The organism is Chelativorans xinjiangensis (genome assembly GCF_009812055.1).
Lineage (GTDB): Bacteria > Pseudomonadota > Alphaproteobacteria > Rhizobiales > Rhizobiaceae > Chelativorans > Chelativorans xinjiangense.
In genome coordinates, this window is record NZ_WQNH01000069.1 from 1 (window position 1) to 19,656 (window position 19,656).

Below are 19,656 nucleotides of genomic sequence, written 5' to 3' on the forward strand. Positions count from 1 at the left end.
CCGACCCTCGCCGCTGAGGGAGGGCGGCTACCCTCTCCCAGCGGTCCCTTATTCGCCCGTTCGGCGGAAAAAGTCATAAGACAAGCATGATCCCAAACGGATGGTACCCATCCGTTTGGAAAAGTCAGCCCGCAAGCTATTGGTCCGGTGGGGCGATTTGCCCTGACAGATGGGTACAAACGCCCCACTGGGGATTGCCTTTTGGCGCGCGAATCCCTTTATACGAGGCACCAGCCGGTCGGACGGCCGCACGCGCAAGCGCTTGAAAAGGCCGCGCGTGAGGAAAGTCCGGGCTCCACGGAAACACGGTGCCGGGTAACGCCCGGCGGGGGTAACCCCAGGGAAAGTGCCACAGAAAGCAGACCGCCCGGCGAAGCCCGAAGGGCGAAGCCGGGTAAGGGTGAAAGGGTGGGGTAAAAGCCCACCGCGCGCCTGGCGACAGGGGCGGCACGGCAAACCCCACCGGGAGCAAGACCGAATAGGAACGGCATGAAGGGAAACCTTCAAGGGCAGTTTCCGGCCCGGCCGTTCGGGTAGGTTGCTTGAGGCCGGCGGCAACGCCGGTCCCAGAGGAATGGTCGTCACGTCGCACAGCCCACGGGCGGTGCGGCCATACAGAACCCGGCTTACAGACCGGCTGGTTTTTCTTTCTTTCAATACGTTAGGCAGGCTTTTTGCCGCGGCGGACAACCTTCGCCGCGGCCATTTCCCGCCGGCTGTCGGGGGTGGCGACCGTAAGGCCACCGTAAGGCTAACCCTTCGTTAGGCTTAACAGGGGATAAACGTCCGATGGCCCGCAAGCCGCTGGAATCCGGGGCGAATTCGCTACCTATGTCTATCAATCCCGTTGACGCCCATGAACGCCCATGTTATCCCATCAAATCAGTCAGATTATTGTTTCAGCGGGAGTTTGAAGGCCGCGCCGCCGCGTTTTCGGCGGGGTGCAGGGCATCGTGCCCGGGGCGGGGAACGGATCGAGGAGCCGCGTTTCTGCGCGGTCGAAGCAATGCAGAGGGGCATGACGCCAACAGCGGCCGTCGCAGATCATGGATCGGTTCTTATCCAGTGCGATCAACAGGATCGACGCGAAGGGGCGGGTCTCCGTGCCGGCTCACTTCCGCTCGGTGGTGCAGAGGCGCGGCTTTGCCGACCTCTACGCGCTGAGGGCGCTGGACGTGCCGGCGATGGATGTGGGCGGCCCGGACCTGCTCGACCGCTACGAGGAGCGGATCGCGGTGGAGGACCCGTTCCTGCAGACGGCGGACGACATGTCCTTCTTCGTCCATGGCGACGGCAGCTTCCTGAAACTGGACCAGGACGGGCGCATTACCGTAACCGACTTCGTTCGCGAGCATACGGGGATTACATCGCAGGTCGCCTTCGTGGGGCGCGGCCTCTTCTTTCAGATATGGGAGCCGGAGCGGCTCAGCGCCCATGGCGCGGAAGTTCGCGCACGGCTCTTGAAATTGCGGCAACAGGCCTCGCAGGCCCGCGCCGCAAGTACGGAATGATGGCGGGCCCCGGCGGCGAAAGCTCGGCCGGTGGCGGACTGGCCCGCCACATTCCGGTCCTTCTCGAGGCGGTGATCGCCGCCCTCGACCCGGCACCCGGAAAGACGATCGTCGACGGCACGTTCGGTGCCGGCGGTTATACGAGCGCGCTCCTTAAGCGGGGCGCAACTGTGGTGGCGATCGACCGCGATCCCGACGCCATCGCCGGCGGCCAGGCGCTGGCCGCGCGCTTCGGCGACCGGCTGCGGCTGGAGCTTGGCCGTTTTTCGGAGATGGAGGGTATCGCCGGCGGCGCCGTGGACGGGGTGGTGCTCGATGTCGGCGTGTCGTCCATGCAGCTTGACGAGGCGGAGCGCGGGTTCTCCTTCCGAAAGGAAGGCCCGCTCGACATGCGCATGGGCCGCGAGGGCCCAAGTGCCGCCGATGTCGTCAACCGCCTCAAGGCGGGGGATCTGGCGCGCATCTTCGGCCTGCTCGGAGAGGAGCGCCATGCCGGCCGCATCGGCCGCGCCATCGAGCGGCGGCGGGCGGAAAAGCCGTTCGAGACCACCGGGGACCTGGCCGCGCTCATCGAGCGCACGGTCGGCCGCAAGCCGACCGACAAGATCCACCCCGCCACGCGCGTCTTCCAGGCCCTGCGCATCTTCGTCAACGACGAACTCGGCGAACTGGCGCGCGCGCTGTTCGCCGCCGAGCGCATCCTGAAGCCGGGCGGCGTGCTTGCCGTTGTCACCTTCCATTCGCTGGAGGACCGCATCGTCAAGCGGTTCCTCACCGCGCGCTCGGGCACGGCGGGCGGCTCCCGGCATCTGCCGGAGGCGGCGGCCCCGCAACCGATCTTCGAAAAGCCGCAAAAACCGGTGGCGCCCGGCAAGGCCGAGACGGAACAGAACCCGCGCGCCCGCTCGGCGCGGCTGCGGGCGGCGCGGCGTACGGATGCGCCGGCAGGAGCCGAGGATTTCGACAGCCTGGGCGTGCCGGCGCTTTTCGTCACGGCACAGCTCGGCGAGAAGGCGAGGTAGGCAGTTGTTCCGGACCAGCGACATCATCCTGATTGCGGTCATGCTTTCGGCGGCGGCTTTCACCTACAAGACCAAGCACGAGGCGGAAGCGATGATGAGCCGCGCCCGGGAGCTGGAGACGCAGATCCAGCTCGAAAAGGACGCCATCGACGTCTTGAAGGCGGACCGCAGCCTTCTCACCCAGCCGGGGCGCCTGGAGAAGCTGGCGAATATCTACAAGGACGAGCTCGGCCTCGGCATCATGGACCCCAAGCAGATCGCCACGCCGGCATCGCTGCGCGAGCTACCCTTCCGCTCCGAGGAGACGCTGATGGTCGAGGGCGCGGACGGCGCGGACGAACCGGTGGTGACGGGAGGGGTGCGGCCATGAAGATGCCGAGGCTGTGGAAGAACCGGCGGGCAATGGAAGGCGATGGCGCCATCGTCGTCGAAGGCGCGCGCAAGGCCACCGGCGGGCGGTCGCGCAACCGGGTGGTGATGGCGATGGCCGTGCTCTTCGGCATCTACGCGGCCATCGGCGCGCGGCTCGTCCATCTCGGCTTGGTCGAGGAGGCGGCGGTCGACCTGCCGCAGAGCCGGGCGACGGCCTCGCGGCCCGACCTTGTGGACCGTAACGGCGAGGTGCTGGCGACCGACATCAAGACCGCCTCGCTGTTCGCCGAGCCGCGGCGCATTGCCTATATCGACGAGACCATCGAGAAATTGCAGACGGTGCTGCCGGACCTCGACTACGAGCAGGCCTACCGGCGGCTCGATAGCGACGCCGGGTTCGTGTGGCTGCGCCGCCAGCTTTCGCCGCGCCAGCAGAGCGAGATCCTGGCGCTCGGCATTCCGGGGCTGGGCTTCCGCACGGAGAAGCGCCGCTTCTATCCCGGCGGACCGACCGCCTCGCACATCCTCGGCCTCGTCAACGTCGACAACCAGGGCATCGCCGGCATGGAGAAATATGTCGACGGAGAGGGCCTGGCCGACCTGCAGGCGCTGGGCCTTGCCGGGCCGGACACCCTCAATCCGGTGCGCCTTTCCATCGATCTGAGGGTGCAGCACGTGCTGCACGACGAACTGACGCAAGCCATGGAGCGCCACCAGGCGATCGCCGCCGGCGGCGTCGTCCTCAACGCGCGCACGGGCGAGGTGATGGCCATGGTCTCGCTGCCCGACTACGACCCCAACAATCCCTTCAACGCGCTCGAGAAGGACCGGCTCAACCGCATGTCGGCAGGCGTCTTCGAGATGGGCTCGACCTTCAAGCTCTTCACGACGTCGATGGCGCTCGATTCCGGCCTCGTGGACATCAACGACAGGTTCGACGCGACGCGCCCCTTGCGCATCGGCGGGCACACAATCAGGGATTTCCACGGCAAGGGACGCGTGCTGAGCGTGCCGGAGATCTTCATCTATTCCTCCAACATCGGCACGGCCAAGATGGCCGATGTCGTTGGGGTCGAGGGGCACCGGGAGTTCCTGAAGCGGATCGGCATTCTCGATCGCGTCAAGACGGAGCTGCCGGAAGTCGCGCGCCCCACCGAACCGGCGAAGTGGAAGAAAATCAATTCGGTCACGATTTCCTTCGGCCACGGCGTCGCGACTACCCCGCTGCAGACGGCGGCCGCGGCGGCGGCGATGCTGAACGGCGGAAAACTCATTCCGCCCACCTTCCTGCCGCGCACCGAGGAAGAGGCGAACGCGATTGCCGAAAAGGTGATTTCCGAGAAGACCAGCGCCGCGGTCCGCTACCTCTTCCGCTACAACACGGAGAAGGGCTCCGGGCGGCGCGCCGAAGTGCCCGGCTACTATGTCGGCACCAAGACCGGGACGGCGGAGAAAGTGGTCAACGGCCGCTATTCCAACGACACGCGCTTCAATACGTTCATCGCCAGTTTTCCGGCCAATGATCCGGACTATGTCGTCTTCGTGGTTCTCGACGAGCCGAAGCCGGAGAAGCCCGGCATGTCCGCGACCTCGGGCATAACCAACGCGCCGCTGGCCGGCAATATTATCCGCCGCGCCGCCCCACTCCTTGGCGTACAGCCGGATTTCGGCCATGAAAGTGAGGCTTTGCTGGTTTCGTATCAGTGATTCCGGTAAGCCGAGGGTCGTGCGGTTGGCCGCAAGAGAATTCTGGGGTGTGATGAAGCTGGGTGAACTTGCCGATATCTTGCCGCATGGCGGGGCACTATCCGACGATACGCAAATCTCCGGTCTTTCATCGGATACGCGGCAGCTTTCCGCCGGCGATCTGTTTTTCGCCCTTGCCGGCGTCAAGGCGGATGGAGCGGCCTTCGCGGCGGAGGCGGTGCGCCAAGGGGCGGCGGTGGTCGTCGCCCGGCCGGGTGCGGTGGGCGCCGATATCGGCGCCCCGGTCGTCGAGGTGGAGGATCCGCGCCGCGCACTGGCGCTGACCGCCGCCCGCCTCTACGCCGGCCAGCCGGCGACCATGGCGGCGGTGACGGGCACCAGCGGCAAGACCTCCGTTGCCGCCTTCACCCGGCAGATATGGGAAGAAGCGGGGCTTGCCGCCGCCTCGATCGGCACCACCGGCGTCGTGGCGCCGGGGCGCGAGGATTACGGCGAACTGACGACGCCGGACCCGGTGTCGCTGCACCGCCTGTTGAAGGAACTTGCCGAGGCCGGCGTCACCCACGGCGCCATGGAAGCCTCGAGCCACGGGCTCGACCAGCGCCGGCTCGACGGCGTCAGGCTCGCTGCCGGCGGCTTCACCAATCTCGGCCGCGACCACATGGATTATCACCCCACCGTGGAGCACTACCACCGCACCAAGATGCGCCTGTTCGACACGCTCCTGCCGAAGGGTGCGCCGGCGGTCGTCTTCGCCGACGATGCCTGGTCGGAGGCGACGGAGAAGGCGGTCCGCGGCGCGGGGCTGGAACTGCTCACCGTCGGGCGCAAGGGCGCGTTCCTGACGTTGAAGCGCGTCGAGCACGAGCGTCATCGCCAGCGCGCCGAGGTGGAGCACGAAGGGCTGATCCACGAGATCGACCTGCCGCTCGCCGGCGACTTTCAGGTGTCCAACGCCCTTGTGGCGGCGGGGCTCGCCATCGCCACCGGGCTTGCCGCGGACAAGGCCCTTTCGGCGCTTGAACATCTCAAGGGCGCCTCGGGCCGGCTGGAGCTTGTCGGCACGGCGGCAAACGGTGCACAATGCTACGTCGATTATTCGCACAAGCCCGAGGCGCTGGAGAACGTGCTTCTGGCGGTCCGGCCCTTCACCACGGGCCGCGTCATCGTCGTCTTCGGCTGCGGCGGCGACCGCGACCGGCTGAAGCGGCCGATCATGGGCGAGATCGCCGGGCGGCTCGCCGACGTCGTCATCGTCACCGACGACAATCCGCGCTCGGAGGATCCCGCCGCTATCCGTGCCGCCATCCTGGAAGCGGTGCCCACGGCGAGCGAGATCGGCGACCGGCGCGAAGCGATCCGCGCAGCGGTCGCCATGCTCGAGATGGGAGACACGCTGGTCGTCGCCGGCAAGGGCCACGAGGTCGGGCAGGAGATCGCCGGCAGGAAGCATCATTTTTCCGATCACGAGGAGGTGCGGCAGGCACTCGGGGAGAAGGGCGCGTGACGCTTCTTTGGGACAGCCAGGCGCTGGTGACGGCCACCGGGGGCCGCCCGTTCGGAAACCTGCCCGAGGGGGTGACGGGCATATCCATCGACACCCGCACGCTGGAGCGCGGCGAGGCGTTCTTCGCCATCAAGGGCGACAAGTTCGACGGCCATCAGTTCGCCACTGCGGCCATGGCGGCCGGTGCCGGGCTCCTGGTGGTCTCGGAAGAGAAGCTGCCGGCGCTCGGCCGCCTGGCCGTGCCCAAGGTGGTGGTGCCGGATGTGCTGAAGGCGCTCGAAGGGCTGGCGGCGGCGGCGCGCGAGCGCACGCGCGCCAAGGTGATCGCCGTCACCGGCTCGGCCGGCAAGACGACCACCAAGGAGATGCTGCGGCATATGCTGGAAAGCGCCGGCAGCGTGCACGCCGCCGACCGCTCCTTCAACAACCACTGGGGCGTGCCGCTGACGCTCGCCCGCCTGCCGGCCGATTGCGACTACGCCGTCTTCGAGATCGGCATGAACCATCCCGGCGAGATCGAGCCGCTGACGCGGCTGGTGAAGCCGCACATTGCCGTTGTCACCATGGTGGCGGCCGCTCATCTCGGCCATTTCAAGAGCCTCGACGAGATCGCCCGGGCCAAGGGCGAGATCTTCTCCGGCGTCGTGCGCGGCGGCCATGCCGTCCTCAACCGCGATGACCAGCGCTGGAAGATCCTGTCGAAGATGGCCGGTGATGCCGGCGTCAAGAACATCTGGGGCTTCGGCGAGAACGCGCGGGCGCAGTTCAGGCTCGTCAAGTGGGAGCCCCAGGAAGAGGGCTCGGCCGTGACGGTGAAGATCGCCGGCCAGGAACTGGCGGCGCGGGTCGGCGCGCCAGGGCGGCACATGGCGCAGAACGCCCTTGCGGCGGTCGGCGCCGGCTACCTGGCAGGCGCGGACGTCGCCAGGCTTCTCCTGGCGCTTGGGGATTTTTCCGCCGGGCCGGGGCGCGGCAAGCGCCACCTTCTGCGCCTCGACGCCGGCACCTTCACGCTGATCGACGAGAGCTACAACGCAAACCCCGCCTCCATGCGGGCGGCGATGCAGCTTCTGGCAAGTACGCCGGTCGCCGGCGAGGGCCGGCGCATCGCCGTTCTGGGCGACATGCTGGAACTTGGCCCGCACTCGGCGAAGCTGCATGCCGCGCTCGCAGACCTCATTGCAGCCTCCAACGTCGACCTGCTCTACCTCGGTGGGGTGGAAATGAAGGCGCTGGCCGACAATCCGCCGGCCGGCCTCACCGTCGAATATCGCGAGGACGCGGAGAAGCTGCAGCCGCTCCTCCTTGAGGCGGCAAGGCCGGGGGACGCGATCATGATCAAGTCATCCAAGGGCATCGGCTTCTCCAAGCTGGTCGAGGCCCTTCTCAAGCAATTTCCGGCGGCAACGCCGGCACGGATTTAGGAGGCGGGACGCCCGCCTGAGGGACTTTCATTATGCTGACGCTGCTCGTGGAATTTGCCGATGAACTCACGGCCTTCAACGTTTTCCGCTACATCACCTTCCGCACCGGCGGGGCGCTGATCACGGCCGCCTTCATCGTCTTCCTGTTCGGCCCGGCCATCATCAAATCGTTGCGCGTGCGCCAGGGCCGGGGCCAGCCGATCCGCGCCGACGGACCGCAAACCCATTTCAAGAAGGCCGGCACGCCCACCATGGGCGGGCTGATGATCCTCTCCGGCATCCTCGGCTCCACCCTCCTGTGGGCGAACCTTTCCAGCGTCTATGTGTGGATCGTGCTGATGGTGACCGTGGTTTTCGGCGCCATCGGCTTTTACGACGACTATCTGAAGGTGACGAAGCAATCGCATCTGGGCTTTTCCGGCAAGATACGGCTGGCGCTGGAGTTTCTCATCGCCGGCCTCGCCGCCTGGCTGATCATGCGTGCGGGGCAGGCGCCGTTCTCCTCATCGCTCACTTTCCCCTTCTTCAAGGAACTCCTCCTCAACCTCGGCATCTTCTTCATTCCCTTCGCCGCCTTCGTCATCGTCGGCGCGGGCAACGCGGTGAACCTGACCGACGGGCTCGACGGACTGGCCACGGTACCGGTGATGGTGGCGGCCGCCTCCTTCGGGGTGATCGCCTATCTCTCCGGCAATGCCATCTTCGCCGACTATCTGCAGATCCACTTCGTGCCGGGCACGGGAGAACTTGCCGTCGTCCTCGGCGCCGTCATCGGCGCCGGCCTCGGCTTCCTGTGGTTCAACGCGCCGCCGGCGGCCATCTTCATGGGCGACACGGGATCGCTGGCTCTCGGCGGTCTCATCGGCACCATCGCCGTCGCCACCAAGCACGAGATCGTGCTGGCCATCATCGGCGGCCTGTTCGTGATCGAGATCCTGTCCGTGATCATCCAGGTCGCCGTCTTCAAGATGACGGGCAAGCGCGTCTTCCTGATGGCGCCGATCCACCATCACTTCGAGAAGCTGGGCTGGACGGAGAGCCAGGTGGTCATCCGCTTCTGGATCATCGCCGTGGTCCTGGCGCTGATCGGGCTTTCGACGTTGAAGTTGAGGTAGACGGTCGGATTGCTATGCCGAGCCCCTTCGCGCCCCCCTCTGTCCTGCCGGACATCTCCCCCACCAGGGGGGAGATCGGCCGTCCGCTTGCCCAGGCGCCTTTCCCGCGACGTCAGCGATTGGCGAAAGTGTCCGCGACGGCCGATCTCCCCCCTTGTGGGGGAGATGTCCGGCAGGACAGAGGGGGGCAACGTCGAGCGCAGACGGCCGCGACTTCCATCCTGCAGACGCAGGGAACCGCCCCATGATCCCCGCCTCCACCTTCGCCGCAAAAACCGTCGCCGTCTTCGGCCTCGGCGGTTCAGGCATCGCCACCGCGCGCGCGCTGATTGCGGGCGGTGCGGCCGTCGTCGCCTGGGATGACAATCCGGAGAGCGTGGCCCGCGCCGGGGATGAAGGCGTCGAGACGCGCGACCTGCGCGCGGTGAACTGGAAGGATTTCGACGCCCTGGTGCTGGCGCCGGGCGTGCCGCTTACCCATCCCCGGCCGCACTGGAGCGTGGAGCTGGCGCGGGCGGCCGGCGTCGAGATCATCGGCGACATCGAGCTTTTTGCACGCGAGCGGCGTGCGCGTGCGCCCGATGCGCCTTTCATCGCCATCACTGGCACCAACGGCAAATCGACGACGACGGCGCTGATCGCCCACGTGCTGAAGGCGGCGGGGCGCGATGTGCAGATGGGCGGCAATATCGGCCGCGCCGTCATGACGCTGGAGCCGCCGGCGGCGGGGCGCCACTATGTGGTGGAGTGCTCCTCCTATCAGATCGACCTGGCGCCGACGCTCGATCCTTCCGCCGGCATCCTGCTCAACCTGTCGCCGGACCATCTCGACCGGCATGGGACGATGGAGGACTATGCGGCGATCAAGGAGAGGCTCGTCGCCGGCAGCGACACGGCCATCGTCGGCATGGACGATGCCCACTGCCGCACCATTGCCGCGCGGCTGGAACAGGCCGGACGCAAGATGGCGCGGATTTCCGTTACGCAGACGCTTGAAGAGGGGTTCTTTGCCCGTGACGCCATGCTGCTGCGCGCCGAGGGCGGCAGGACCGAAAGGCTGTTCACGCTCGAAGGCATCGGCTCCCTGCGCGGCCGGCACAACGCGCAGAACGCGCTTGCCGCCCTTGCCGCCTGCCTTCCCTGCGGGCTCGCCATCGAGGAGATCCGCGCCGGCTTCGAAAGCTTTCCCGGCCTTGCCCACCGCATGGAGCAGGTGGGGCGGCTCAAGCACGTTCTTTTCGTCAACGATTCGAAGGCCACGAACGCCGATGCCGCCGGACGTGCCTTGTCGAGCTTCCCGCGCGTCTACTGGATCGCCGGCGGCCTGCCGAAGGAGAGCGGCATCGGCAGCCTGAGGCCCTTCTTCGGCCGCGTCGCCAAGGCCTATCTGGTGGGCGAGGCGGCCCCCGCCTTCGCCGCCACGCTGGGGGAGGCGACGGAGTACGAGATTTCGGGTACCATAGAAGCCGCCGTCGAGCATGCCGCGCGGGATGCGGCGGGCGATCCCGCGGGCGAAGTCGTGGTCCTGTTGTCGCCGGCTTGTGCGAGTTTCGACCAGTTCAGGAATTTCGAAGTGAGGGGCGAGGCGTTCCGCGACGCGGTGCTTTCGCTTTCCGGCGTCGAGACACTCGGGGAGACCATGGAATGATCAGCCGTACCGATCGCAGTCTTGTGGCCAATTGGTGGTGGACCGTAGACCGCTGGTTCCTCGCCGCCTTTCTCCTGCTCATGGGGCTCGGCGTGGTCCTGTCCTTCGCGGCGAGCCCGGCGGTGGCCGAGAGGATCGGCCTCGACAGCTTTCACTTCGTCACACGGCAGGTCATCTTCATGGTCCCGGCGCTGGCGGTGCTCATCGGCGTCTCGTTCCTGGAGCCGCGCCATGTGCGCCGGTTGGCGCTCGTCATGCTTGTCGGGTCTCTGGTGCTGATGGTGGCGACGCTGTTCATCGGCATGGAGGTGAAGGGCTCGCGGCGCTGGATCTATCTGTTCGGCATATCCGTCCAGCCGTCGGAATACCTGAAACCCGCCTTCGTCGTCATCTGCGCATGGCTCTTCGCCGAGCACGCGCGGCAGCCGGAAATCCCCGGCAACCTCTTCGCCATGATCCTGCTCGGTCTGGTGGTGGCGCTGCTGGTCGCCCAGCCGGACCTCGGCCAGACCATGCTGGTGCTCGGCACCTGGGGAGGGATGTTCTTCATCGCCGGCATGCCGTGGCTGTGGATCGCCGTGTTGGGCGCGCTCGGTGCGGCGGGCGCGGCCGCCGCCTATTCCCTCTTCCCACACGTGGCCGATCGCATCGACCGCTTCGTCACCGGCGAGGGCGACACCTATCAGGTGGACATGAGCCTGGAGGCCATGACGCGCGGCGGCTGGCTGGGGCAGGGCCCGGGCGAGGGTTCGGTCAAGCGCATCCTGCCCGACAGCCACACCGACTTCGTCTTCGCCGTCGCCGGCGAGGAGTTCGGCATCCTCATGTGCCTTATCATCCTGGCGCTGTTCGCCTTCATCGTCCTGCGCGGGCTGGCGCTGGCCAAGCGCGAGAGCGACGACTTCACGCGCTACGCGCTTTCCGGCCTCGTCATCCTGTTCGGCCTGCAGTCGATCATCAACATGGCCGTCAACGTTCGGATGATGCCGGCCAAGGGCATGACGCTGCCCTTCATCTCCTATGGCGGCTCCTCGCTCGTCGCCATGGCGATCTCCATGGGCATCGTCCTGGCGCTCGCCCGGCGGCGGCCGGAGAAGCGCAGGCCCATGAGCTTCTCCAGCGTCTCCGGGCGGGCGGCGACGGCCGGCTGACGATGGAAGGCAGGACCGTCCTTCTCAGCGCCGGCGGCACCGGCGGGCACCTCTTTCCAGCGGAGGCGTTGGCCCAGACGCTGGGCAAGCGCGGCTGGTCCGTGCACCTTGTGACCGATGCCCGCGCCGCACGCTTTGCCGGCAGCTTTCCGGCCGAGGCCGTGCACGCCGTCGATGCGGCCACCTTCGGCTCGCGCAACCCGCTCACCCTCCTGCGCAGCGGGCTCGCCATCTGGCGCGGCGTGCGCCAGTCTTCCGCACTGATCGCGCGGCTGAAGCCCAGGGCCGTCGTCGGCTTCGGCGGCTATCCGACGCTGCCGCCTCTCTTCGCCGCCACGCGGCGCGGCGTGCCGACGATCATCCACGAGCAGAACGCGGTGATGGGGCGGGCCAACAAGGCGCTCGCCGGGCGCGTGACGGCGATCGCCGGCGGCTTCCTGAAGGCCGAGGGCCCTTACGCGGAGAAGATCGTCGTGACCGGGAATCCGGTCCGCCAGGCGGTCCTCGACGTCGCCGACACGCCCTATGCCGCGCCGTCCGAGGGGGAGGCGCTGCGCCTCCTCGTCTTCGGCGGCAGCCAGGGCGCGCGGTTCTTCTCCGACATGGTGCCGGAAGCGGTCGCGCAACTGCCCGAAACCTTGCGCGCGCGCCTTATCATCACCCACCAGGCGCGGCCGGAAGACGAGGCGCGCGTCAGCGAGCGCTATAGCGAACTCGGCGTCACGGCGGAGGTTTCGCCCTTTTTCGCCGACCTGCCGGCGCGCATGGCGGAAAGCCACCTCGTCCTCGCCCGCTCCGGCGCCTCGACGGTGCTGGAACTCTCCGTCATCGGCCGGCCGGCGATCCTGGTGCCGCTGCCGCACGCCCTTGACGACGATCAAGGCCACAACGCGCAGCTTCTGGTGGATGTGGGCGGGGCGTTGATGAGGCGGCAGCCGGACATCACCGCCGAGAGCCTTGCCGGCGACCTTGCGGCGCTGCTCGGCGACGGCGGGCACCTTGCGGCGATGGCCGTGGCGGCGCGCGGCATCGGCCGGCCTGATGCCGCTGCATTGCTTGCCGACCTGACAGAGGCTATTGCGTCGGGACAATCGGCAGCCAGTATGAGAGAGGGAGCGGACGCATGAAGATGCCGCAGACAATCGGGGTCGTGCATTTCATCGGCATCGGCGGCATCGGCATGAGCGGCATCGCCGAGGCGCTGCATACGCTCGGCTATCAGGTGCAGGGCTCCGACCAGGCCGAAAACGCCAATGTGGTGCGCCTGCGCGAGAAGGGCATCGAGGTCTTCGTCGGCCACAAGGCGGAGAATCTCGGGGCAGCCGAAGTGGTGGTCATCTCCACCGCCATCAAGCGCGACAACCCGGAGCACAAGGCGGCCCGCGAGCGGCTCTTGCCCATCGTGCGCCGCGCCGAGATGCTGGCCGAGCTCATGCGTTTCCGCCAGGCGGTCGCCATCGGCGGCACGCACGGCAAGACGACGACCACCTCCATGGTCGCCGCCCTTCTCGATGCCGGCGGGCTCGACCCGACGGTCATCAACGGCGGCATCATCAACGCCTACGGCACCAACGCCCGCATGGGCAAGGGCGACTGGATGGTGGTGGAAGCCGACGAGAGCGACGGCACCTTCCTGAAGCTGCCGGCCGAGATCGCCGTCGTCACCAACATCGACCCCGAGCATCTCGACCACTACGGCTCCTTCGACAAGGTGCGCGAGGCCTTCCGCCAGTTCGTGGAGAACGTGCCGTTCTACGGCTTCGGCATCTTGTGCATCGACCATCCGGAGGTGCAGGCGCTGGTGCGCCGCATCGAGGACCGCCGCGTCGTCACCTACGGCGAGAACCCGCAGGCCGACGTCCGCTTCTCCAACCACCGCATGGACGGGGCGGTGTCGGTCTTCGACGTGACCATCCGCGGGCGCAAGGCGGAGACGGTCGAGACGATCGAAGACCTGCGCCTGCCCATGCCCGGCCGGCACAACGTGACGAATGCGGTGGCGGCAGTCGCGGTCGCCCATGAGATGGGCATCTCGGCCGAGGACATCCGCAAGGGGCTGTCCGCCTTCGGCGGCGTCAAGCGGCGCTTCACGCAGACGGGCACCTGGAACGGCGTGCAGATCTTCGACGACTACGGCCATCACCCGGTAGAGATCCGCGCCGTGCTCAGGGCCGCGCGCGAGGCCACGAGCGGGCGCATCATCGCCATCGCCCAGCCGCACCGCTACACGCGCCTCAGCGACCTGTTCGACGACTTCTCGTCCTGCTTCAACGATGCCGACACGGTGCTGGTGGCGCCGGTCTACGCGGCGGGCGAGACGCCGATCAACGGCATCTCCTCCGAAACGCTGGTGGCCAGCCTGCGGGCGGCCGGCCACCGCGACGCCCGCTTCATCGAAGGACCGGAGAAGATCGCGCCGCTGGTGCGCGAGATCGCCAAGGACGGCGATTTCGTCGTCTTCCTGGGCGCCGGCAACATCACCCAGTGGGCCTATTTACTGCCCGAGGAGCTTTCATCATGAGTGGTGAGGAGCTCATCAAGAAGCTCGGCACCCGGCTTGCCGGCCTGCGCGGCAAGCTTACGCCCGACGCCGGCATGGACAAGATCACCTGGTTCCGCGCCGGCGGCGAGGCCGAAGCCCTGTTCCAGCCGCAGGACGAGGAGGATCTGGCAACCTTCCTGCGCGCCGTGCCGGAGGAGGTTGCGATCACGGTCGTCGGCATTGGCTCAAACCTCCTGGTGCGCGACGGCGGCCTGAAAGGCTTCGTCGTGCGCCTGTCGGCCAAGGGGTTCGGCCAGGCCGAGGTGATTTCGCCGACGCGGATCAGGGCCGGGGCGGCGATCCCCGACAAGCGGCTTGCGGCGGCCGCGCTGGAAGCGGGCATCGGCGGCTTTCATTTCTATCACGGCATCCCCGGCGGCCTGGGCGGCGCGCTGCGCATGAACGCCGGCGCCAACGGCGTCGAGACGCGCGAGCGCGTCGTTAAGGTGCGGGCGCTCGACCGCAAGGGCGACCTTCACGTTTTGACGAACGAGGACATGGGCTACGCCTACCGCAAATCCTCCGCGCCCGCCGACTTCATCTTCACCTCGGCGCTGATGGAGGGCTACGCGGAAGACAAAAAAGCCATCCGCGCGGCGATGGACGCCGTGCAGCATCACCGCGAGACGGTGCAGCCGATCCGCGAGAAGACCGGCGGCTCCACCTTCAAGAACCCGGAAGGCACGTCGGCCTGGAAAGAGATCGACAAGGCCGGCGGCCGCGGGCTGATGATCGGCGGGGCGCAGATGTCGCCCATGCACTGCAACTTCATGATCAACACGGGCACGGCCACCGGCTACGACCTGGAGTTCCTGGGCGAGACCGTGCGCGCGCGGGTGCTTGAAAATTCCGGCATCCACCTCGAATGGGAAATCAAGCGCATCGGCGCCTTCAAACCGGGCCACGCGATCGACCCGTTCCTCGGGCAATTGCTGTAGGTCGTTTGGCGATGCCCCTACAGGAAGCGCCCTTTTACGATCACATTTTGCAAATTTACCGAAAATTTGAATCCACGGAATCTCAAGGCCTTGCCACTGAATCAACTCTCTGATTCTTTGGGCATAAGCTTTCCTGATTTGAGTCGGCGGTGTTTGCGCCAGGGGGCTTCTCTGGAGCGAGGGGAATGGATTCGTGAAGACGCCGAACCGGCAAGGGCCTGAGAGAGGCACCGGTAGATGAAGAAGAAGCACGTGGCCGTGTTGATGGGCGGGTTCTCGTCCGAACGGCCGGTCAGTCTGTCTTCCGGTACCGCCTGCGCCGACGCCCTGGAGGCGGAGGGCTATCGCGTGACGCGGGTGGACGTCGGCCGCGACATCGCCCGCGTGCTCGGCGAGTTGAAGCCGGACGTCGCCTTCAACGCCCTGCACGGGCCCTATGGCGAGGACGGGACCATCCAAGGCGTTCTGGAATACCTGGCAATTCCCTACACGCACTCCGGCGTGCTCGCCTCGGCGCTCGCCATGGACAAGGATCTGGCGAAGACCATTGCGCGGGCGGCCGGCATTCCCGTTGCGCCGTCGCGCATCGTCAACCGTTTCGAGATCGCCGATAAGCATCCGATGGAGCCGCCCTATGTCGTGAAGCCGGTCAACGAGGGGTCGAGCTTCGGCGTCGTCATCGTGCGCGAAGAGCAGTCGCACCCTCCGCAAATCCTCGGCTCGGACGAGTGGGGATATGGCGAGCGGGTGATGGTGGAGCGCTACGTCGCCGGGCGCGAATTCACCTGCGCGGTGATGGGGGAGAGGGTGCTCGGCGTGTGCGAGATCGTGCCGGTGGGGCATTCCTTCTACGATTACGATTCGAAATACGTTCCGGGCGGATCAAAACACGAATGCCCGGCAAAAATTTCACCGAATATTTACCAAAAAATACAGACAATCTCCCTTACTGCGCACGAGGTGCTCGGCTGCCGGGGCGTGAGCCGTTCCGACTTCCGCTACGACGACCGTTTCTCGGAAGAGGGTGAGCTGGTCTGGCTCGAACTCAACACTCAACCGGGTATGACGCCGACCTCCCTGGTGCCGGACATCGCTGCCGAGGCAGGAATTGGTTTTGGTGAATTGTTAAGTTGGATGGTGGAGGACGCGTCGTGTTCGCGCTGAGGTCGGATAAGGGCGGTCGCCCGGGCGAGGCCGGCCTGGTGCTGCCGCGGTGGCTGCGTCGCCCGGCGCGCATGCTCCAGCGTGTCGATGTCGACCGCATCGAGCCGCCGCGCTTCGCCGCGACGATGGCGACCTGCGCCCTCTTTGCGCTCACCGGGCTCTATGGCGGTCTCAAGGGCGGGCATATGGACGAGGTGGTGCGGGCTACCACGTCGCGCGTCGGCTTCGCCATCGAGGATGTCGATGTGCGCGGCAACCACCATGCGTCGGAGATCGACGTCCTGCAGCAGATCGGCCTCGACGGCTGGACGTCGATGGTGGGTTTCGATGTGCGGGCGGCGCGCGAGCGCATCGCCGAGCTTCCCTGGGTCGAGCGTGCCGAGGTGCGCAAGGTCTATCCGGCGACGGTGGTGGTGAATATCGTCGAGCGCCAGCCCTTTGCCCTGTGGCAGCAGGGAAGCCGGCTCTCGGTGATCGAAGAGGACGGCGATATCATTGCCCCGTTCTACGGCGGGCGTCTGGCGGGGCTGCCGTTGCTCATCGGCGCGGGCGCCGACGGGGCCGGACCCGCCTTCATCGAAAAGGTATCGCGGGTGCGCGGGCTTGACGGGCACGTGCGCGCCTATATCCGCGTTGCCGGCCGGCGCTGGGATTTGCGGCTCGACAACGGCGTCACCATCAAGCTGCCGGAAGACGGCTTTGAGGCGGCGCTGGCGGAGGCCTCGCGGCTCGATGCCGAATATGCGCTTTTCGCGCGCGATATCGAGGCTATCGACCTGCGCTTGCCCGACCGCGTGACGGTGGCGCTGACGCCGGATGCGGCGGAAAAGCGCAACGCGGCGTTCGAGGAACTGATGGACAGGCGCAAGAAGGGAGCCAGGATATGAGCTGGCTTCTGGGCGATCGCAATGCCGCGCAGCGGCGTTCGGGCATCATCACGGTCCTCGACGTGGGGTCGAGCAAGGTTTGCTGCATCATTGCCCGCCTGCTGCCCAGCGAGGGCGGCAGGGCGCTGCCGCACCGCACGCACCGCATCAAGGTGATCGGCATCGGTCATCAGAAGTCGGAAGGCGTGAAGTCGGGCGTGATCGTCGATCTCGAACGCGCGGAACAGGCGGTCCGCCTCGCCGTCGACGCGGCGGAGCGGATGGCGGGGCTGACCGTCGATTCCCTGATCGTCAACGTCTCGGCCGGGCGGCTGAAGAGCGAGACGGCTTCGGCCACCATCAATCTGGGCGGGCACGAGGCGGCGAAATCGGACGTCAACCGCGTGCTTTCGGCCGGTGCGCGCCAGGCGTTGCGCGCCGAGCGCGAGGTCGTGCATTCGCTGGCTGTCGGTTTCTCGCTCGATTCGGAGCGCGGCATCCGCGACCCGCGCGGCATGGTCGGCGATACGCTGGGCGTCGACATGCATGTGGTGACGGCCGATAGCGTGCCCTTGCGCAATCTGGAGCTTTGCATCAACCGCTCGCACCTCTCGGTCGAGCGCATGGTGGCCACGCCCTATGCCAGCGGCCTTGCGGCGCTGGTGGACGACGAGGCCGAGATGGGGGCCGCCTGCATCGACATGGGCGGCGGCTGCACGACAATCTCCGTCTTCGTCGACGGCAAGTTCGTGCATGCCGACGCGCTGCCGGTCGGCGGCAATCATGTGACCATGGACCTTGCGCGGGGGCTTTCGACGCGCCTCGAGGATGCCGAGCGGCTCAAGGTCATGCATGGCTCGGCGCTGCCGGCCAGCGCCGATGACCGCGATGTCATCGCCATCCAGCCCATCGGCGGCGACGAGAGCGAAGGGACCCTGCAGGTGCCGCGTGCGGTGATGACACGCATCGTACGCGCCCGCGTCGAGGAAACGCTGGAGATGGTGCGCGATCGGCTCAACCGCTCCGGCTATGGCCACCTGGTGGGGCGCCGCGTGGTGCTGACGGGAGGCGCGAGCCAGCTTGCCGGCCTGCCGGAAGCGGCGCGGCGGCTTCTCGGCCGCAATGTGCGTCTTGGCCGGCCGCTCGGCGTGAAGGGCCTGCCGGAAGCGGCCAAGGGGGCGGCTTTCGCAGCCCCCATCGGGCTCCTGATCTATCCGCAGGTGGCGGATTTCGAAAGCCGCATCTCCAAGGGCGGCATGTTCACACGCGCGACGGGGACCGGGGGACGGTTGCAGCGCGTCAGTCAGTGGTTGCGTGAGAGTTTTTGACGGGGGATGGGCCCCATAACTATGGCCGCGGCGGCGAGGCGGCGGACAAGGCGGAAAGGACGAGGAAATGACCATTAACCTGCAGAAGCCGGACATTACCGAGCTGAAGCCGAGGATTACCGTGTTCGGTGTCGGCGGCGGCGGCGGAAATGCGGTCAACAACATGATCACGGCGGGCCTCGACGGCGTCGAATTCGTGGTGGCCAACACGGACGCCCAGGCGCTGACCACCTCCAAGGCCGAACGGATCATCCAGCTCGGCGCAGCGGTGACCGAGGGGCTCGGCGCCGGCTCGCAGCCGGAGGTCGGCCAGGCGGCCGCCGAAGAGTGCATCGACGAGATCATGGATCACCTGTCGTCGACCCATATGTGCTTCGTCACCGCCGGCATGGGCGGCGGCACGGGCACGGGGGCGGCTCCCGTCGTGGCGCGCGCGGCGCGCGAGAAGGGCATCCTCACCGTCGGTGTCGTCACCAAGCCGTTCCACTTCGAGGGCCAGCGGCGGATGAAGACCGCCGATGCCGGTATCGAGGAGCTGCAGAAGTGCGTCGATACCCTCATTGTCATTCCGAACCAGAACCTCTTCCGTATCGCCAATGACAAGACCACCTTCGCCGACGCCTTCGCGATGGCCGACCAGGTGCTCTATTCCGGTGTCGCCTGCATCACCGACCTGATGGTCAAGGAAGGCCTCATCAACCTCGACTTCGCCGACGTGCGCTCGGTGATGCGCGAGATGGGCAAGGCCATGATGGGCACGGGCGAGGCTTCCGGCGAGGGCCGCGCAATGGCGGCGGCCGAGGCTGCGATCGCCAACCCGCTGCTCGACGAGACCTCCATGAAGGGCGCCAGGGGCCTCTTGATCTCGATCACCGGCGGCCGCGACCTTACCCTCTTCGAGGTGGACGAGGCGGCGACGCGCATCCGCGAGGAGGTCGATCAGGAGGCCAACATCATCCTCGGCGCCACCTTCGACGAAGAGCTGGAGGGCGTCATCCGCGTCTCCGTGGTTGCCACGGGCATCGACAAGTCGGCGGCCGAGATCTCCTCGCCGCCCACCGCTATCCGCCAGCAGCCACGGCCCGTCCAGCCGCAGCACAGGCCGGAGACGCGCTCGGAGACACCGCAGCCGCAGGCGGCGCGCGAGGCGCCGACGGCCGAGGCCGAGGAGGACCCGGTTGCCGAGGCTATCCGCGCCGCCGAGCAGAACGCGGCGCAGTCGCAGGGCGGTTTCCGGCCGCAGAGCAAGCTCTTCAAGCCGGCCGTGCAGCCGCAGCCCGAGCCCGCTCCCCGGCCGGCCGCGCCCGTTGAGGCGGCCGCTCAGCCGGCGCCGGCCCAGCCGCGCATGCCGCGCGTGGAGG

At 67.3% G+C, this 19,656-nt stretch carries 16 protein-coding genes and 1 other RNA gene; all 17 read left to right on the top strand.

The window, feature by feature from the left end; genetic code table 11:
* Positions 1 to 230 precede the first annotated feature (230 nt).
* Positions 231 to 645: RNase P RNA component class A (gene rnpB / locus GM910_RS24850), an RNA gene on the top strand.
* A gap of 401 nt (positions 646 to 1,046) precedes the next feature.
* Positions 1,047 to 1,511 carry a division/cell wall cluster transcriptional repressor MraZ gene (gene mraZ, locus GM910_RS24855; RefSeq protein WP_159593096.1) on the top strand — a complete coding sequence of 155 codons (465 nt, stop codon included), beginning with the start codon at positions 1,047 to 1,049 and terminating at the stop codon, positions 1,509 to 1,511.
* Positions 1,508 to 2,533 (top strand): 16S rRNA (cytosine(1402)-N(4))-methyltransferase RsmH, encoded by a 1,026-nt coding sequence (gene rsmH / locus GM910_RS24860; protein WP_159593099.1) that lies wholly within the window; start codon positions 1,508 to 1,510, stop codon positions 2,531 to 2,533. The genes mraZ and rsmH overlap by 4 nt, the downstream gene beginning before the upstream one ends.
* A gap of 4 nt (positions 2,534 to 2,537) precedes the next feature.
* On the top strand, positions 2,538 to 2,903 hold the full coding sequence (gene ftsL / locus GM910_RS24865; protein ID WP_246226342.1) for a cell division protein FtsL: 366 nt from the start codon (positions 2,538 to 2,540) through the stop codon (positions 2,901 to 2,903).
* Positions 2,904 to 2,905: 2 nt separating this feature from the next.
* On the top strand, positions 2,906 to 4,612 hold the full coding sequence (locus GM910_RS24870; protein WP_159593131.1) for a peptidoglycan D,D-transpeptidase FtsI family protein: 1,707 nt from the start codon (positions 2,906 to 2,908) through the stop codon (positions 4,610 to 4,612).
* A 52-nt stretch (positions 4,613 to 4,664) separates the two neighbouring features.
* On the top strand, positions 4,665 to 6,119 hold the full coding sequence (locus tag GM910_RS24875) for a UDP-N-acetylmuramoyl-L-alanyl-D-glutamate--2,6-diaminopimelate ligase (RefSeq protein ID WP_159593102.1): 1,455 nt from the start codon (positions 4,665 to 4,667) through the stop codon (positions 6,117 to 6,119).
* Positions 6,116 to 7,543: a UDP-N-acetylmuramoylalanyl-D-glutamyl-2,6-diaminopimelate--D-alanyl-D-alanine ligase gene (locus GM910_RS24880; protein WP_159593105.1), complete on the top strand. Its 1,428-nt coding sequence runs from the start codon at positions 6,116 to 6,118 to the stop codon at positions 7,541 to 7,543. Before GM910_RS24875 ends, GM910_RS24880 begins: the two co-directional genes overlap by 4 nt.
* A gap of 32 nt (positions 7,544 to 7,575) precedes the next feature.
* Positions 7,576 to 8,658, top strand: a complete 1,083-nt coding sequence (gene mraY, locus GM910_RS24885) for a phospho-N-acetylmuramoyl-pentapeptide-transferase (RefSeq protein WP_159593107.1) — start codon at positions 7,576 to 7,578, stop codon at positions 8,656 to 8,658.
* Positions 8,659 to 8,902: 244 nt separating this feature from the next.
* Entirely contained in the window at positions 8,903 to 10,306 is a 1,404-nt protein-coding gene (gene murD / locus GM910_RS24890; RefSeq protein WP_159593110.1) for a UDP-N-acetylmuramoyl-L-alanine--D-glutamate ligase, read from the top strand.
* Positions 10,303 to 11,457, top strand: a complete 1,155-nt coding sequence (gene ftsW, locus GM910_RS24895; protein WP_159593113.1) for a putative lipid II flippase FtsW — start codon at positions 10,303 to 10,305, stop codon at positions 11,455 to 11,457. Before murD ends, ftsW begins: the two co-directional genes overlap by 4 nt.
* 2 nt (positions 11,458 to 11,459) lie before the next feature.
* Positions 11,460 to 12,584 carry an undecaprenyldiphospho-muramoylpentapeptide beta-N-acetylglucosaminyltransferase gene (gene murG / locus GM910_RS24900; RefSeq protein ID WP_159593116.1) on the top strand — a complete coding sequence of 375 codons (1,125 nt, stop codon included), beginning with the start codon at positions 11,460 to 11,462 and terminating at the stop codon, positions 12,582 to 12,584.
* Entirely contained in the window at positions 12,581 to 13,978 is a 1,398-nt protein-coding gene (murC, locus tag GM910_RS24905) for a UDP-N-acetylmuramate--L-alanine ligase (protein WP_159593119.1), read from the top strand. Before murG ends, murC begins: the two co-directional genes overlap by 4 nt.
* Positions 13,975 to 14,937 carry a UDP-N-acetylmuramate dehydrogenase gene (murB, locus tag GM910_RS24910; protein ID WP_201285590.1) on the top strand — a complete coding sequence of 321 codons (963 nt, stop codon included), beginning with the start codon at positions 13,975 to 13,977 and terminating at the stop codon, positions 14,935 to 14,937. Before murC ends, murB begins: the two co-directional genes overlap by 4 nt.
* 237 nt (positions 14,938 to 15,174) lie before the next feature.
* Entirely contained in the window at positions 15,175 to 16,101 is a 927-nt protein-coding gene (locus GM910_RS24915) for a D-alanine--D-alanine ligase (protein WP_159593122.1), read from the top strand.
* The gene (locus GM910_RS24920) at positions 16,089 to 16,988 is read left to right on the top strand and encodes a cell division protein FtsQ/DivIB (protein ID WP_246226344.1); all 900 of its coding nucleotides are present in this window, start codon (positions 16,089 to 16,091) and stop codon (positions 16,986 to 16,988) included. Before GM910_RS24915 ends, GM910_RS24920 begins: the two co-directional genes overlap by 13 nt.
* Positions 16,985 to 18,295, top strand: coding sequence for a cell division protein FtsA (gene ftsA, locus GM910_RS24925; protein ID WP_159593125.1), 1,311 nt, complete (start codon positions 16,985 to 16,987; stop codon positions 18,293 to 18,295). Before GM910_RS24920 ends, ftsA begins: the two co-directional genes overlap by 4 nt.
* Positions 18,296 to 18,362: 67 nt before the next feature.
* Positions 18,363 to 19,656 (top strand): cell division protein FtsZ (gene ftsZ, locus GM910_RS24930; protein ID WP_159593128.1); only part of this gene is annotated, 1,294 nt, incomplete at its 3' end.